At 66.5% G+C, this 14,349-nt stretch carries 11 protein-coding genes; 3 read left to right on the forward strand and 8 right to left on the reverse strand.

Annotated elements, in window-relative coordinates; all coding sequences use genetic code 11:
- Positions 1-248: 248 nt before the first annotated feature.
- Entirely contained in the window at positions 249-626 is a 378-nt protein-coding gene (locus ACZ9BC_RS08425; RefSeq protein WP_476245531.1) for a sterol carrier family protein, read from the forward strand.
- Positions 627-687: 61 nt separating this feature from the next.
- Here the strand turns inward: ACZ9BC_RS08425 and ACZ9BC_RS08430 are convergent, their stop codons facing one another.
- The 3 genes from ACZ9BC_RS08430 to ACZ9BC_RS08440 are packed head-to-tail and all read right to left on the reverse strand — an operon-like array spanning position 688 to position 3,836.
- Complete coding sequence (locus tag ACZ9BC_RS08430) at positions 688-1,449, reverse strand: SDR family oxidoreductase (protein WP_476245532.1); 762 nt, start codon at positions 1,447-1,449, stop codon at positions 688-690.
- Between the two features lie 23 nt (positions 1,450-1,472).
- Entirely contained in the window at positions 1,473-2,216 is a 744-nt protein-coding gene (locus tag ACZ9BC_RS08435; RefSeq protein WP_476245533.1) for an aspartate/glutamate racemase family protein, read from the reverse strand.
- 51 nt (positions 2,217-2,267) lie between these two features.
- Positions 2,268-3,836 carry an NCS1 family nucleobase:cation symporter-1 gene (locus ACZ9BC_RS08440; protein ID WP_476245534.1) on the reverse strand — a complete coding sequence of 523 codons (1,569 nt, stop codon included), beginning with the start codon at positions 3,834-3,836 and terminating at the stop codon, positions 2,268-2,270.
- A gap of 307 nt (positions 3,837-4,143) precedes the next feature.
- On the opposite strand from ACZ9BC_RS08440, the gene aceE reads away from it, so the two are divergent.
- Positions 4,144-6,885 (forward strand): pyruvate dehydrogenase (acetyl-transferring), homodimeric type, encoded by a 2,742-nt coding sequence (gene aceE, locus ACZ9BC_RS08445; protein ID WP_476245535.1) that lies wholly within the window; start codon positions 4,144-4,146, stop codon positions 6,883-6,885.
- 81 nt (positions 6,886-6,966) lie between these two features.
- The gene (gene nboR, locus ACZ9BC_RS08450) at positions 6,967-7,647 is read left to right on the forward strand and encodes a nicotine blue oxidoreductase (RefSeq protein ID WP_476245536.1); all 681 of its coding nucleotides are present in this window, start codon (positions 6,967-6,969) and stop codon (positions 7,645-7,647) included.
- A 62-nt stretch (positions 7,648-7,709) separates the two neighbouring features.
- On the opposite strand, the gene ACZ9BC_RS08455 is transcribed toward nboR, so the two are convergent.
- The 5 genes from ACZ9BC_RS08455 to ACZ9BC_RS08475 form a co-directional block, all read right to left on the reverse strand.
- Entirely contained in the window at positions 7,710-9,233 is a 1,524-nt protein-coding gene (locus tag ACZ9BC_RS08455; RefSeq protein ID WP_476245537.1) for an HNH endonuclease signature motif containing protein, read from the reverse strand.
- 95 nt (positions 9,234-9,328) lie between these two features.
- Positions 9,329-9,685 (reverse strand): DUF5655 domain-containing protein, encoded by a 357-nt coding sequence (locus ACZ9BC_RS08460; protein ID WP_476245538.1) that lies wholly within the window; start codon positions 9,683-9,685, stop codon positions 9,329-9,331.
- Between the two features lie 29 nt (positions 9,686-9,714).
- Positions 9,715-10,362: a uracil-DNA glycosylase gene (locus ACZ9BC_RS08465; protein WP_476245539.1), complete on the reverse strand. Its 648-nt coding sequence runs from the start codon at positions 10,360-10,362 to the stop codon at positions 9,715-9,717.
- An 85-nt stretch (positions 10,363-10,447) separates the two neighbouring features.
- Positions 10,448-11,428, reverse strand: coding sequence for an aldo/keto reductase (locus ACZ9BC_RS08470; RefSeq protein WP_476245540.1), 981 nt, complete (start codon positions 11,426-11,428; stop codon positions 10,448-10,450).
- An 87-nt stretch (positions 11,429-11,515) separates the two neighbouring features.
- The gene (locus ACZ9BC_RS08475; RefSeq protein WP_476245541.1) at positions 11,516-14,347 is read right to left on the reverse strand and encodes a molybdopterin-dependent oxidoreductase; all 2,832 of its coding nucleotides are present in this window, start codon (positions 14,345-14,347) and stop codon (positions 11,516-11,518) included.
- Positions 14,348-14,349: the final 2 nt, after the last annotated feature.

The following is a 14,349-nucleotide window of genomic DNA, read 5'->3' on the forward strand; positions in this document are numbered from 1 at the left end:
CCGGCGGCGTGATCCTTCCCGCCACCGGAGCCGGTAGCGGGGCCCTGTTGCCCCTGCTGAGGGGGCCGGGCTTCTCACTGCTGCCGACTCTGCGATGAGCCTTGTAAGCAGCATGCTTGGCAAATTCTTCTTCCACCAGCGTGCGCGATACTCTAATTGCCTTTGCCACTACCCGTCTTTTCAGCGAGCCCCTACTCGTAATTCTGAGGGGCCATACTGAGAATATTTACCGGAAAGAAGCCCGAAACATGGCTGTAGCCCGCCGTCGTATTGACGTGGAGGAAGGCGCAACGGCGCTGGCCGCATGGCGGAAAGCTGCCGAACCGCCGTCGGACACTCCCCTGCCGCGGGCCGTCCTTGCCACTGCCGTGCGATATTCCCTGGAGGAAGTCACCGCGCGGGCACCGGGGAACTCGGTGGAGGTCCGGGTGCCACCCTTCGGCGTTACCCAGTGCGTGGAGGGGCCACGCCACACCCGCGGCACCCCGCCGAACGTTATTGAGTGCGACGCCGCCACCTGGCTGGCGATGGTGACCGGCCAGCTGGGCTGGGCGGACGCCGTCGCGGCCGGCAGGGTGGCAGCTTCAGGCCTGCGCGCGGACCTCTCGGAACTGCTCCCGCTGTAGCTCCTTGCCCGCCAGCCGGCCGCCCGGCCACTGGACGTCCGGCCGGCTTGCGCTGGTGCTTTCAGCCGCGGCCGATGAACGGCATGCCCGCGGCCGTCACCACCACCGAGCCCACACTGGCCGTGGCAGGCATGTCCGCCATCATCAGCACCGCGCGGGCCGCGTCCGCCACCGGGAACATCGGCTCCACACGGCGGCTGCCATCGGCCTGCAGGGCCCCGGAGCCGACGCCGATGGTGTCCATGATGTCGGTGGCCGTGTTGCCGATATCGATCTGGCCGCAGGTGATCCCGAAGCCGCGCCCGTCCAGCTCGATGCTTTTGGTAAGGCCCGTCATCGCGTGCTTGGTGACCGTGTAGGCCACCGTCCGGGGCCGCGGCGAATGTGCGGAAATGGAGCCGTTGTTGATGATCCGCCCACCCCGGGGTTCCTGCTCCTTCATGGTCCTGACGGCGGCCGCGGCGCACAGCATGGAGCCCGTGAGGTTGACCGCCACAGTGGCATTCCAGTCGTCCACGCTGATCTCGTCCACGCTGGCTGCCGGCCCGAACACGCCCGCGTTGTTGAAGAGTACGTCCACCCGGCCCCACTGCTGCCGCGCGGTTTCGAAAAGCCGCGCAACGTCGTCGGGCCGGGTGACGTCGCACGGCACCACGAGTGCCTCCGGGTGGCCGTCCGCGGTCTCCTGCAGCTGCGTTTCGCGGCGTCCGGCCAGCGCAACGCGGTACCCCCCGGCCAGCATCTGCCGTGCCACTTCCCGCCCGATGCCGGAGCCCGCTCCGGTGACCACTGCGACGCGTCCGGCGGGTTGGGGATTGTCCAAAGCTGTTCTCCTGGAATGTGGTGCTAGAGCGAGGCGGGCACTGCGGTGCTGTTCAGCGGCCAGCCTATGACGGTCTTGGGCCGCGGCGCAGCGTAGGTCCGGACTTTGGAGGTGGAGAGGCGCATGCGGACCAGGGATTCTGCAATGGTCACCGCCGATGCCACGCCGTCCACCACGGGCACACCGGCCCGCTGCCGGATCTGCTCGTCCAGCCCGGCCATCCCTCCGCAGCCGAGCACGATGACCTCGGCCTTGTCCTGCGTGACCGCCAGCAGTGCCTGGTTGATGATGGCCTCCACGGCCCGCTCCGGTTCCTCCTCGAGCTCCAGGACCGCCATCCCGCTGGCCCGCACCGAGGCGCACCGGGCATCCAGCCCGGCGAGCTTAAGCCGGTCCTCGATCAGGGGGACGGTGCGGTCCAGGGTGGTGACCACGGAGTACTTGTGGCCCAGGAACATGGCCGTGCTGGCTGCCGCCTCGGTGATGTCCACCACCGGGACGTCCAGGAGTTCCTGGAGACCTTCACGGCCGTGCTCGCCGTAACCGGCCTGGATGACGGCGTCGTACGGTTCAGGGTAGGAGGTGATGGCGTCCATGACGGCTATCGCTGCGAGGTAGCTTTCGAAGTTCCCTTCACAGGAGTCGGCGCCGAAGCGGGGTGTCACCCCGATGATCTCGGTGCCGGGGGCCGCAACACTGCGGGCTGAGGCTGCGATGGAATCCGTCATGGAGGCGGTGGTGTTCACGTTTGCTACAAGGATGCGCATGGAAGTCCTTTGGGGTTTGCTGGTGCATTCGCGGCGGGCGCGGGTGGGCCGTCAGTGGGTGCTGGCGATGGCGATGGACTCGCCGTCGTGGTCTTCCAGCTTCTGCGTGCGGTCGGCGATGAAGAAGTACACCACTGCGGCAATGCCCGCCGCGAAGAACCAGGCGAAGGGCGCTGCGGATGCCAGGGCAGGCACAAACGCGATGAGGAGGGCAAGGACTGCCGCCGGGACCATGGCGATGATCGCCCGGGGGTTGACGCCGTTTTTGTAGAAGTAGGCACCCTCCGGCGAGGCGGTGTACAGCTCCGGGACGTTAACCTTGCCGCGGCGGATGAGCCAGTAGTCGGCCATCACGACGCCGAACAGTGGGCCGAGCAGGGCGCCGAGGCCGCCGAGGAAGTACACGATGACGAGCGGGTTGTTGTAGAGGTTCCACGGCAGGATGACCAGGCCGATAACGGCGCTGACGATGGCCGCGCGGCGGAAGTTCAGCCGCTTGGGGAACAGGTTGGTCAGGGCGTAGACGGGAGCCACGAAGTTGGCCATGAGGTTCACGGCGATGGTCAGGATCAGCAGTGCCAGGCAGGCCAGCACCAGGAAGAGGGTGTTGGGGATGGTCTGGACGATGTCCGAGGGGCTCTCGATGATGGTGCCGTTGATCTTGAACTGCCCGCCGGCCATCACCACAACGATGGCCCCGAAGACCAGCATGTTGATGGGGATGCCCCAGAAGTTGCCGCGGACCACGGCCTTCTTGGAGACGGCGGAGCGGGTGAAGTCGCAGAAGTTCAGGACGAAGGTTCCGTAGATGGAGACCCAGAGGGCGCCGCCGGCGAAGATGGTGAGCCACATTTCCGGCCCCTCAAGGGCGTTGTCCGAGGACCAGGCGATGGCGCCGCCGGCCTCGGTGAAGATCCAGATGGCGATGGCGGCCATCGTGGCCAGGATGACCGGGCCGGCAAATGCTTCGTACTTGCGGATCATTTCCATGCCGAAGCTGACGATCACCAGCTGGACAACCCAGAGGATGATGAAGGCGATCCAGCCCAGGGTGGAGAGCCCCAGGATGGAGTCCTTGTCCATCTCCGCGAGGGTGGGGAACATGGCCACAAGCATCACGCGGAAGACGACGGACGCGAGGTAGGTCTGGATGCCGAACCAGGCCACGGCCACTGCGCCGCGCAGCAGGCTGGCGATTTGTGCGCCCCTGATCCCGAAGCTGATGCGGCTCATCACCGGGAAGGGAACGCCGGTTTTGACGCCCATGAAGCCGGAGAGGTTGAGGAGGCCGAACAGCAGGGCCGCCCCGATGCCGAGTGCCAGGAGGATCTGCCATCCGCCGAGGCCCAGGGCGAACAGCCCGATGGCGAAGGCGTAGTTGCCGAGGCTGTGCACGTCATTGGCCCAGAGGGTGAAGATGCTGTAGCCGGACCAGCTGCGGCCGGCGCGCTTGGTGGGGGCGAGATCCACGTTATAAAGGGTGGGGCTGATGCTCTGGCCGGATGCTGTGCTGGCAGATTCGCACAGGGCTTCGATTGTAACGGAGGGGTGTGCGGCGGCAACTGACGACGCTGTCAGGTCTGGGGCCGCGTCAACACCCACCGGTGGAGGGGTCTGCATAAGGGTCTCAATTCTGGGAGGATCCGCGGTGGTGAGACCGGCGCTGATGGCCGTTTCTGTTATTCCACAATGCGGAATCGAGATATTGAATAGTGAAATAAGAGTATGACCTGCGTCACCCGCAGTCAAGGGCGGACTGTGGCCGGCCGCAGTCACAATCGGTTCGCAGGGACCCCCGCCGGCGGGGAGGGCGCTGGCCGCGCCGCCGATGTTGACCCTTCCGCCATCGCCTCGCTAATCTCATATAGCAAGAATGTTTTCTCACAATACGAAAACATGAGCCATTCGACGATGAAATGAGGCTCCCGTGGCTGCAGGAGAAGATACCTCCCATATCCTCAGCGGGTTGACTAACCAGCTGCCTGATCGTGATCCGGAAGAGACTGCCGAGTGGGTTGAGTCCCTGGACGCGCTGATCAGGGAACAGGGCACCGAGCGTGCCCAATACATCATGCGGAGCCTGCTGCAGCGCGCCGGCGCGCAGAGCGTCGGGGTGCCGATGGTGACCACCACCGATTACGTGAACACCATCCCGGTGGACCAGGAAGCACCGTTCCCGGGCAACGAGGAATACGAACGCCGCTACCGGGCGTACATGCGGTGGAACGCCGCGGTGATGGTGCACCGGGCGCAGCGGCCCAACATCGGCGTCGGCGGGCACATCTCCACCTACGCGGGAGCTGCAACCCTGTACGAGGTGGGCTTCAACCACTTCTTCCGCGGCAAGGACCACCCCGGCGGCGGGGACCAGGTCTTCTTCCAGGGCCACGCGTCCCCGGGCATGTACGCCCGGGCGTACATGGAAGGCCGGCTCTCCGAGGAGGACCTGGACGGGTTCCGGCAGGAAAAATCCCGGGAAGGCCACGCCCTCTCCTCCTACCCGCACCCGAGGCTGATGCCCGCGTTCTGGGAATTCCCCACCGTGTCCATGGGCATCGGGCCGATGAACGCGATCTACCAGGCCCAGTCCAACCGGTACCTGCACAACCGCGGCCTGAAAGACACCTCCGACCAGCAGGTCTGGGCGTTCCTGGGCGACGGCGAAATGGACGAGCCCGAATCCCGCGGCCTGCTCCAGCTCGCCGCGAACGAGAACCTGGACAACCTGAACTTCGTCATCAACTGCAACCTCCAGCGCCTGGACGGGCCGGTGCGCGGCAACGGCAAGATCATGCAGGAACTCGAAGCGTTCTTCCGCGGCGCCGGCTGGAACGTCATCAAGGTCGTCTGGGGCCGGGAATGGGATGACCTGCTCACCCGCGACACCGACGGGTCGCTGGTGAAAATCATGAACGAAACCCCCGACGGGGACTACCAGACCTACAAGGCCGAATCCGGCGGGTTCGTCCGCGAACACTTCTTCGGCAAGGACCCCCGCACCAAAGACCTCGTCGCGGACCTCACCGATGACCAGATCTGGAACCTCAAACGCGGCGGCCACGACTACCGCAAGGTCTACGCCGCCTACAAGGCAGCCACCGAATTCAAGGGCAAACCCACCGTCATCCTCGCCAAAACCGTCAAGGGCTACGGACTCGGACCCCACTTCGAAGGCCGCAACGCCACCCACCAAATGAAGAAGCTGACCCTCCAGGATTTGAAGGAATTCCGGGATTATTTGCGGATCCCCATTTCCGATGCCCAACTGGAAGAGGATCCCTACAGCCCGCCGTACTACCACCCCGGCGCGGAAGCCCCCGAGATCGCCTATCTCCTGGAGCGGAGAAGGGTGCTGGGCGGCGCCGTTCCGGAACGCCGGCCAAACCATCAGGCGGTCGAGTTGCCTGAAGCCAAGACTTTTGAGGTCGCCAAGCGCGGCTCCGGAAAGCAGCAGGCAGCCACCACCATGGCGTTCGTCCGCCTGCTCAAGGATTTGCTCCGGGACAAGAAGTTCGGGCACCGGATTGTGCCCATCGTGCCCGATGAGTCCCGCACCTTCGGCATGGACGCGTTTTTCCCCACCGCCAAGATCTATAACCCCGGCGGCCAGAACTACCTGTCCGTGGACCGGGACCTGGTCCTGGCCTACAAGGAATCCGCCCAGGGCCAGCTGATCCACCCCGGCATTAACGAAGCCGGCGCCGTGGCAGCCTTCACCGCCGCCGGAACCGCCTACGCCACCCACGGCGTACCCCTGGTCCCCGTTTACGTGTTCTACTCCATGTTCGGCTTCCAGCGCACCGGCGACGCCTTCTGGGCAGCCGCGGACCAAATGACCCGCGGCTTCATCATCGGCGCCACCGCAGGACGGACCACCCTCACCGGCGAAGGCCTCCAGCACGCCGACGGCCACTCCCCGCTGCTGGCCTCCACCAACCCGGCAGTGGTCACCTACGACCCCGCCTACGGCTACGAGATGGGCCACATCATCCGCGACGGCCTGGAACGGATGTACGGGCCGGACTCGGACGACCGGAACCTCATGTACTACCTCACGGTCTACAACGAGCCCATCACCCAGCCCGCCGAGCCCGGGAACCTGGATGTCGAAGGTATCCTGAGGGGCATTTACCGGGTATCGCCGTCGAATACAGAAGGACCTAAAACGCAGATCCTGGCCTCCGGCGTCTCGGTTCCGTGGGCGCTGGAAGCCCAGCGGATCCTGGCCGAGGACTGGTCCGTCTCCGCCGACGTCTGGTCCGTCACCTCCTGGAACGAACTGCGCCGCGACGGCCTCGCCGCCGAGGAAGAAGCGTTCCTGAACCCCGGCGAGCCCGCACGGACCCCGTTTGTGGCCCGGCAGTTGGCGGACGCGCAGGGCCCGGTGGTGGCGGTCTCGGACTATATGAAGGCCGTCCCGGACCAGATCCGCCAGTTCCTCCCGCACCAGTTCGCCTCGCTCGGCGCGGACGGCTTCGGCTTCTCCGACACGCGCGCAGCGGCCCGCCGCTTCTTCAAGAACGACACCCACTCCATCGTGGTGAAGGCTTTGCAGATGCTCGCGGCCAGGGGCGAGGTGGAGGAGGGCGCACCGCAATACGCGATGGACCGCTACAAACTCCTCGACGTCAACGCGGGGACCACCGGCGGGGCTGGCGGCGACGCCTGATTTCCTGACCGACATGCCGGCAGTCGGGACGGTTTCCGGGGGGAGACCGCCCCGGCTGCCATTTTCATTTAGGGTGCAACTATGGGCAATCATGGCGCGGACAGCACGGCCGGCCGCAGGGCGACGGGCGTAGTCCTGGCGGCCGGGGCCGGTACGCGCTTGGGGCTCGGCCCGAAGGCGTTGCTGCCATACCACGGGCGGCCGCTGGTGGAAGTGATCGCCGGGAGCCTGCTCGACGGCGGCTGCCGCGAGGTAGTGGTGGTGCTCGGTGCGGGGGCGTCCGACGTCGCCACGATCGCAGACCTGGACCGTTACCGGGTGGCCATCAACCCTGCTTGGCGTTCGGGAATGGGCAGCTCTTTCCTGCTGGGTGAGCAGACGGCGGACCCGGCAGACCACTTGCTGATAGCCCTCGTGGACCAGCCAGGGCTGACCCGGGCAACAGTTGGGCGCCTGCTGGCACGCCACCGTCCCGGCCGGATCACCGCTGCCGCGTACCGCCGCAGTGATACGTCCGACGGCGACACGTCGGCTGGGCATCGGGCGGGGCGGGAAAGCGAGCAACAGAACATGCTGCTCCGCGGCCATCCGCTGCTCATCGACGCTTCCCTGCGGCAATCGGTCATCGCGACCGTGACGGGCGACGCCGGTGCGCGACGGTTCCTGCAAGCCCACCCGGAACTCGTGGACGAGGTCGATTGCAGCGACCAGTCCACCGGCGAGGACATCGACACTCCGGACCAGCTGGGACTTCTCGGCTAGGAGACCGCTTAATGAGGGCGCGGATCCACACGGCAAGTGAGGGGGTGCTCAGCCGCGGGAGTTCAACCGCGGGAGTACAGGATTTGCTCCAAGGCGTCTTCTCCCGGGGACAGCCCAAGCTGGACCAAGTCCGGGTAGCCGCCGACGGCATCACACCGTGCGGGGTGTGACCGGTCCGCATTTGAAGTCGGCACCGGTTTCGGCTCCGCGCTCAGATTCCCGGGCCATTGCGGTGGTTCCCAGTCCTGGTGTTCGCTCTTGTACCGTCGGCCTGAGGGTGAGATCCAGCCGGGTGGTTCATTCTTAGTCGCCGGGGTGGGTGTCCAACCGCTGGTGTGCCTGAGGCGGTGGTGCTTCGGGCAGGGCTGGCCCAGGTTACTGATCCCGGTGGTCCCGCCCTGATGCCACGCCAAAAGGTGGTCCGCCTCGTTGTCCAGGGAGTTGTTGCTGCAGCCGGGAAAGGGGCATTTGCCGTCCCGCATCCGCAGCCAGCGGCGGATGGCCTTCGTAACCCGGTAGCTGGTGCGGCCGATTTCCAGCGGCGCCCCGTCCCGCGGATCCACCAGCACCCGGTAGAACGAGCCGGCACCGTCCGCCACCAACTTCCGGGCCATTGACGCCGGGATGGGGCCGTAGCCGTCGAGCATCGCCGGTTCATCCGTCAAACCCATGAGCGAGAACACGGGCACCGTAACCAGGACCTCCGCGTGCGGAGTGCGGACCTCCGCAACCGTACCGCCGGAACTCTGCCCGTCCTGACCGTTATGCCCGTCCTGTCCGTTGCTGAGGACGGCGTCGGCGAAGATGTCGGCGCAGAGCTGGGTCAGGGTCCGGGACTCGTCCGGGCCCTGCAATCCCCGGGCCAGCGCCCTGGTCCGGTTCCACATCGCCGACGCCGTGTCCGCCGGCAGGTAAGCGTGGAACCAGGCCATCCCGTCCACGTCCGGACGATGCTCCACCCGCCGCTCCGCCACACTCCTGGCATGGCGCCTCTCAAGGGATTCGGGGTGGTGGCGTTCCCGCCAGATCCGGGCCTTATGCCGGAACCGGTGCGGCACCAACTCCCCCGGCGCCGGCGCGGTGGCCGGACTGGGTGCGTCCGGGCCCAGGAAATGCGCCTCCAACGCGGCGGCCCCGGCCCGATCCAGCGTGGCCGTTTCCTCAACCACCGCCTTCGCGTGCGCCCACGACAAGCTTCCGTCCTGCAACCCCGCCAAGGTCAACGGCAAAACATTCGCCAGCACCTGCGACTGCTCCAGCAGCACACCGGCAGCCCTCGCACCAATGGTCAACACACCCGCAACCTCGGCGACCACCGCCATCTCCTGCGCCTGCGCTGATACAGCGGCAGGCGTCACCGCCCGGTCGCTCTCCGCATAGGCCGCCACAGCCTCGGCCTTCAACCCCGCCAGCCGCGCCTCACACCCCGCAACACCGGCAAGGATGTCCAGGCACCCATCCGCCAAACCACGCAACGGATCAGCCACCGAAAACGGCTCCACACCCGCCCCAGCCACCTCAGCAGCCAGCACAGCAAGAGCGCCATCGATATCCGCAAATGCCCTCACCACCGCTGCGCTTCCCATAAAAACATCATCCCGCGAGGGTCTGACATTCCACGCTGACTTCCTCTGCGCAGCTCGTTATCGCCAGCAGTCGGAGTCCTATGCCAGTTGTTCGATCACCGCTGCTTCCGGCCCCAAGCTGCTGACTCCTCGAACCAGCCGAGTGCGGCCACAACCTCGATGTCGGCTGCCGAGCGGACTTCGATCTGGTGGGTGTACTTGTCGTGACGGAATCGCATAACGTCGCGGAGAAACGACCCGTGGTGCTCATCCCACATGTCCACGGTCAGAAGCGCTTTGGTCTTCGTGACCGGGGTGAGCCACACGAACTTCCGGGCCGCACCGTAACTCACCTGGGTTTTCGAGAACTCTTCTACGATTTCGTCACCCAGCCCGAGCACCCGGGTGGAAAGAGCATCATAGATCTCCCTAAGGGCGCCGGGAAAAAGCTGTTCTGCATCCACAGTCACCATGGTGGCCCACTACGACTGGTTCACTCGCTTCAGGCATGCATCCCGGCGCTCAGAAGCTGTTCCAGACCCCGCTTGAATCCGGAGCGTCCGCCATGGGAAGGATGCCTCACCTTAGGCACCTCGAGTCCGCTCCGCTCCAGGCTTTGACGCGCCACATTGCCCACGGCCACCACGCTTTGGATTTTGAACAATTCCACCAGTGCCTGCCAGAAAGGTGCCCCGAGGGCTGTTTCCGCCGACGTCGGAGCCCGGTTGGACCGGGGCTGGCCGGGCAGGTGCGGGTGCCAGGGGAAGGCACTCCACAGCAGGGGCAGGAACTCGAGCTCGGTGAGGACCTGCCACATCACCGTTGCGGTCGGTTCGGCAGGAACACCAGCCGCGTCGGGCGGCAGAACGTAGCCTTTCCCCGGACCAAACAAACCAAAGGCGTTGGCGGGCCCTTCAAGGATGCTGCGGTTGGTGAATGGCACCCCGGTGATCCGCATTCCCCGGAAACCCGGCGCCTCCCCCACCAGCAGCACCTTCGGGGCGCGGCCCAGCATCTCTTCGAGGTAGATCGAAAGGTTGTCCCGACGCTGAGCATTTACCGGGACGCTGCGATCGAAGAAATTGGTGCACGCAGGCCCTGTTTCCACCGCCGCGAGCCGGTCCACGAAGTCGTGGACGGAGGCAGTCACCGACGTGCTCCCACGCTGAGTGCGGAAGAGAGCCGCCCGGGGTACCCGTGGCGAGCGGAGCGAGGCATGGGGCAGGCGGCGAACGCTACCAGCGGGGGTGGATGGCCTCGCGGAAGTAGTGGTCGTAGATCCAGCGGACGCCGCCGTCGAACTCCTCATTGACGGTGACGGCAGCGGCGGCAGCGTTCGCCGCAGCCTGCTCCACGTTGCGGGCGCCCGGGATCACGGTGGTGACGCCGTCCTGCGCGGCAATCCACGCGATGGCGGCCTGCGCGGTGGTTGCGCCGGAGGGGACCAGTTGCTCGAACTCCGCCACGGCCTTCAGGCCCAGCTCGTAGTCCACCCCGGAGAACGTCTCGCCCACGTCGAAGGACTCGCCGTTGCGGTTGTAGTTCCGGTGATCGTTCTCGGCGAAGGAGGTTTCCTTCGAGTACTTTCCGGTCAGCAGTCCGGAAGCGAGCGGTACCCGCGCGATGATGCCCACGCCGGTTGCCTTGGCGGCAGGAAGGACTTCGTCGAGCGGCTTGAGCCGGAAGGCGTTCAGGATGATCTGGACCGAGGCGGTGCCTTCATGGCTGATCGCTTCGAGGGCTTCGTCCGTGCGTTCCACGCTGACGCCGTAGTTGCGGATGGCGCCTTCGGCCACCAAGGTGTCCAGGGCGTCGTAAACCTCTGCGTTGCTGTACACGGGGGTGGGCGGGCAGTGCAGCTGGACCAGGTCCAGGGCGTCCGTTCCAAGGTTCTTCCGCGAGCGGTCCACCCACTGGCGGAAGTTGGCCAGCGTGTAGTTTTCCGGCAGCTGGTCCATCCGGCGGCCCATCTTGGTGGCCACGGTGATGTCCAGCCCCGGGTTGTCCGCGAGGAACTTCCCGATGGCCTGCTCGCTCTTGCCGTCCCCGTAGACGTCGGCGGTATCAAAGAAGTTGACACCCGCTTCCACGGAGGCCGCCAGGATTGCCTGGGCCTGGGCAGGGTCCACGTGGCCCCAGTCAGCGCCGAGCTGCCAGGTTCCCAGCCCAACGACGGACACATTCCGTCCGGTCTTGCCTAAAATCCGCTGTTCCATCCCCCGACTATATGCAACGATGCAACGCGGGGTCAGCTTAGGCCCGCTGAACGCGCCTAATGGGGCATTGTGTGACCCCGCGTTGGCCTAGGACAGGAGATGCTCCAGCTTCGGCGCCAGCCCGGCCTCCTTGAGTCCCAGGTAGATCTTGTCGCGGGCAATCGGCAGCGAAGAAAAACGCACCCCGGTGGCATTCCGGATGGCGTTCGCCAGGGCCGGCGCCACGGGATTGAACGGGCTTTCGCTCATGGACTTGGCGCCCAGCGGACCCATCGCATCGTTGGTGTCCGCGAAGTACACCTCGCTGCGCGGGACGTCCGCGAAGGTGGGGATGTGGTACTGCCGCAGGATGTCCGTGGTGACCTTCCCGGCGTCGTTCACCACCACTTCCTCGTACAGGGCGGCGCCAATCGCTTGGGCGATTCCGCCTTCAATCTGGCCCCGGCACTGGCGCGGGTTGACCACCACGCCGGCGTCAGCTGCCTGCACGCTCTGCAGGATTTTCAGCTCCCCCGTGCCGCGGTTCACGGCCACCCGGAAGCCATGGACGTTGAACGCGACCGAGCGCGGCGTGCCGCCCCAGCGCCCTTCGGCAGCGAGTTCGACGCCGGCATCCGCGGCCGCCTGCGCCAGTTCCGCCAGCGGCACGGGGGTCCCGTCGACAACCACCGCATCACCTTCAAGGACGCAGGCCGCAGCCTGGGTCTGCCGGATACCGGCGGCGAAAGCCCGGATACGAACTGCCAGTTCCTCGGCCGCGGCCAGGGTGGCCTTTCCAGCCACCACTGTGCCGGCCGAACCGAACGCGCCGGTATCGTGCTCGATCAGGTCCGTGTCCGACTGTCGCACCACAACCCGCGAGGCGTCCGTGGACAGGGCAGTGGCCGCGAGCTGGGCATGGACCGTGGTGGTGCCGTTTCCGAATTCGGCGGTCCCGACGTCGGCCTGGTACGTTCCGTCCGGCAGGAGCCGGAGCTTCGAATGGGCGAAGTGGCCGCGTGGCGGCACAGTGTCGATCATGGACAGCGCCGCACCTTCGCCGGTCATCCACTCCGGGCCCAGTTCGTCCAGCCCGGCGGCCCGGTAGCGTTCCCGGCCCCGGTCCAGGGCATCCCGGACAAGGTCCAGGCACTGGTCCAGCCCGTAGCTGCCGTAGTGGACGTCCTCCTCGGGCTGCGGCTGCGTGGACAGCATGTTGTCCCCTTCGCGGACCATGTTCCGGCGCCGGAACTCGAGCGGGTCCATGCCAATCCCCACGGCGAGCTCGTCCATGGCGGATTCGATGGCGAAGATCATCTGGCTCAGCCCGTACCCGCGGAACGCCCCCGCCGGCACGGTGTTGGTGTACATCGCGTGGGCATCCACCTTCTTGTTGGCGCACTTATACACAGCCAGTGACTCGCCGCAGCCGTGGAACATCACGCCCGGGCCGTGGTTGCCGTACGCGCCGGTGTTGGTCAGGACATCCAGTTCCAAGGCAGTGAGGCGCCCGTCCGCACTGGCGCCGGCGCGAAGCTTGATGGTGAAGGGGTGCCGGGTAGTGGTGGCGGTGAACTGCTCAGTGCGGGTGAGTTCCAGCTGGACCGGACGCTGCAGCTTAAGCGCCGCGAGCGCCACCAGGTCCTCCGTGAGCACTTCTTGCTTGCCGCCGAATCCCCCGCCAACCCGGCCCGCGACCACATGCACCTGGTCCTCTTCCAGCCCGAACACCCGGCACAGGGTGCGGCGGACCAGGAAGGGGACCTGGCTGGACGTCCTGACCTGGAGGCGGCCCTCCTCGTCCACCGATGCGATGGCAGCGTGCGTTTCCAGGGCGACATGCTGGACGCGCTGGGTGCGGTACGTCTGTTCGTGGATGAAGTCGGCGGCAGCGAAGCCCTCGGCCACGCTGCCCAGTTCGGAATGGAGCTCGGCCACCACATTCCGGTCCGGCCGCGAAATCCGCGAGGCGGTGCCGTCCTTGCCGGGGTGAACCAGCGGCGCGCCCGGCAGCAGGGCCTCCTGCGGCGTGAAAACGGCGGGCAGCTCCTGGTACTCCACCTCCAGGGCACGGACGCCGGCTTCGGCGGCACCCACTGATTCGGCCACGACGGCGGCAACCCGCTGCCCGATAAACCGCACCACGTCATCGAGCACACGGGTGTCATCCGGATCATCAGTGAAGAGCTCGTGCTGGGCGGTGGAGAACAGCTGCGCAGGGGCGTCCTCGTGGGTGAAAACGGCCACCACACCGGGCACCTTCAGCGCTGCCTCGGTGCTGATGGAGAGGACGCGGGCGGATGCATGCGGCGAGCGCAGGATTTTCAGGTGCAGCAGGCCCTGCTGCTGGTCCCGCGGGATGTCGAGCGTATAGCGGGCGGTACCGGTGACCACGGCCCGGCTGGCCGGCGCGGGAACGTCGTCGCCCAGCTGCCCGGGTTCGGGATCCGGCTGGCTTTCCCCGGCGATGCCCGAGCCCGGTCCCTGCGGATCCGGGTGGCCGGCGTGCCCGCAGACGGCATCGGCGATGGCACGGTATCCCGTGCAGCGGCAGAGGTTGCCCTTAAGGTTGCGCGGCAGGTTGTCTTTTTGTTCGTCGTCAAACGTGGCGGCCGTCATCAGCATGCCCGCGGTGCAGAAGCCGCACTGGAAGCCCTGCCGTTCCATGAACTGCTGCTGCACGGGGTGAAGCTGGTCACCGCTGCCGGAGGCGGCCGCCAGGCCCTCGATGGTGGTGACCGCGTGTCCTTCGGCCCGCACGGCCGGGTAGATGCAGCTGTGTACCGGCGTTCCGTCCACGTGGACCGTGCAGGCGCCGCAGTCGCCGCCGTCGCAGCCCTTCTTAACGCCAAGGTTGCCTTGCTCGCGGAGGAAGGTCCGCAGGCACTGGCCTGGCCGGGGTGCGGCGTCAGCAGGATTTCCGTTGATCTCGATGGCCATGC

This window comes from Pseudarthrobacter sp. TE3704 (assembly GCF_056279405.1).

Bases quoted from the DNA above. Each gene is read 5' to 3' on its own strand.
- ACZ9BC_RS08425 (WP_476245531.1), top strand. From the start codon at position 249: ATGGCTGTAGCCCGCCGTCGTATTGACGTGGAGGAAGGCGCAACGGCG.
- ACZ9BC_RS08435 (WP_476245533.1), bottom strand. From the start codon at position 2,216: ATGCGCATCCTTGTAGCAAACGTGAACACCACCGCCTCCATGACGGAT.
- ACZ9BC_RS08440 (WP_476245534.1), bottom strand. From the start codon at position 3,836: ATGCAGACCCCTCCACCGGTGGGTGTTGACGCGGCCCCAGACCTGACA.
- nboR (WP_476245536.1), top strand. From the start codon at position 6,967: ATGGGCAATCATGGCGCGGACAGCACGGCCGGCCGCAGGGCGACGGGC.
- ACZ9BC_RS08455 (WP_476245537.1), bottom strand. From the start codon at position 9,233: ATGGGAAGCGCAGCGGTGGTGAGGGCATTTGCGGATATCGATGGCGCT.
- ACZ9BC_RS08460 (WP_476245538.1), bottom strand. From the start codon at position 9,685: ATGGTGACTGTGGATGCAGAACAGCTTTTTCCCGGCGCCCTTAGGGAG.
- ACZ9BC_RS08470 (WP_476245540.1), bottom strand. From the start codon at position 11,428: ATGGAACAGCGGATTTTAGGCAAGACCGGACGGAATGTGTCCGTCGTT.
- ACZ9BC_RS08475 (WP_476245541.1), bottom strand. From the start codon at position 14,347: ATGGCCATCGAGATCAACGGAAATCCTGCTGACGCCGCACCCCGGCCA.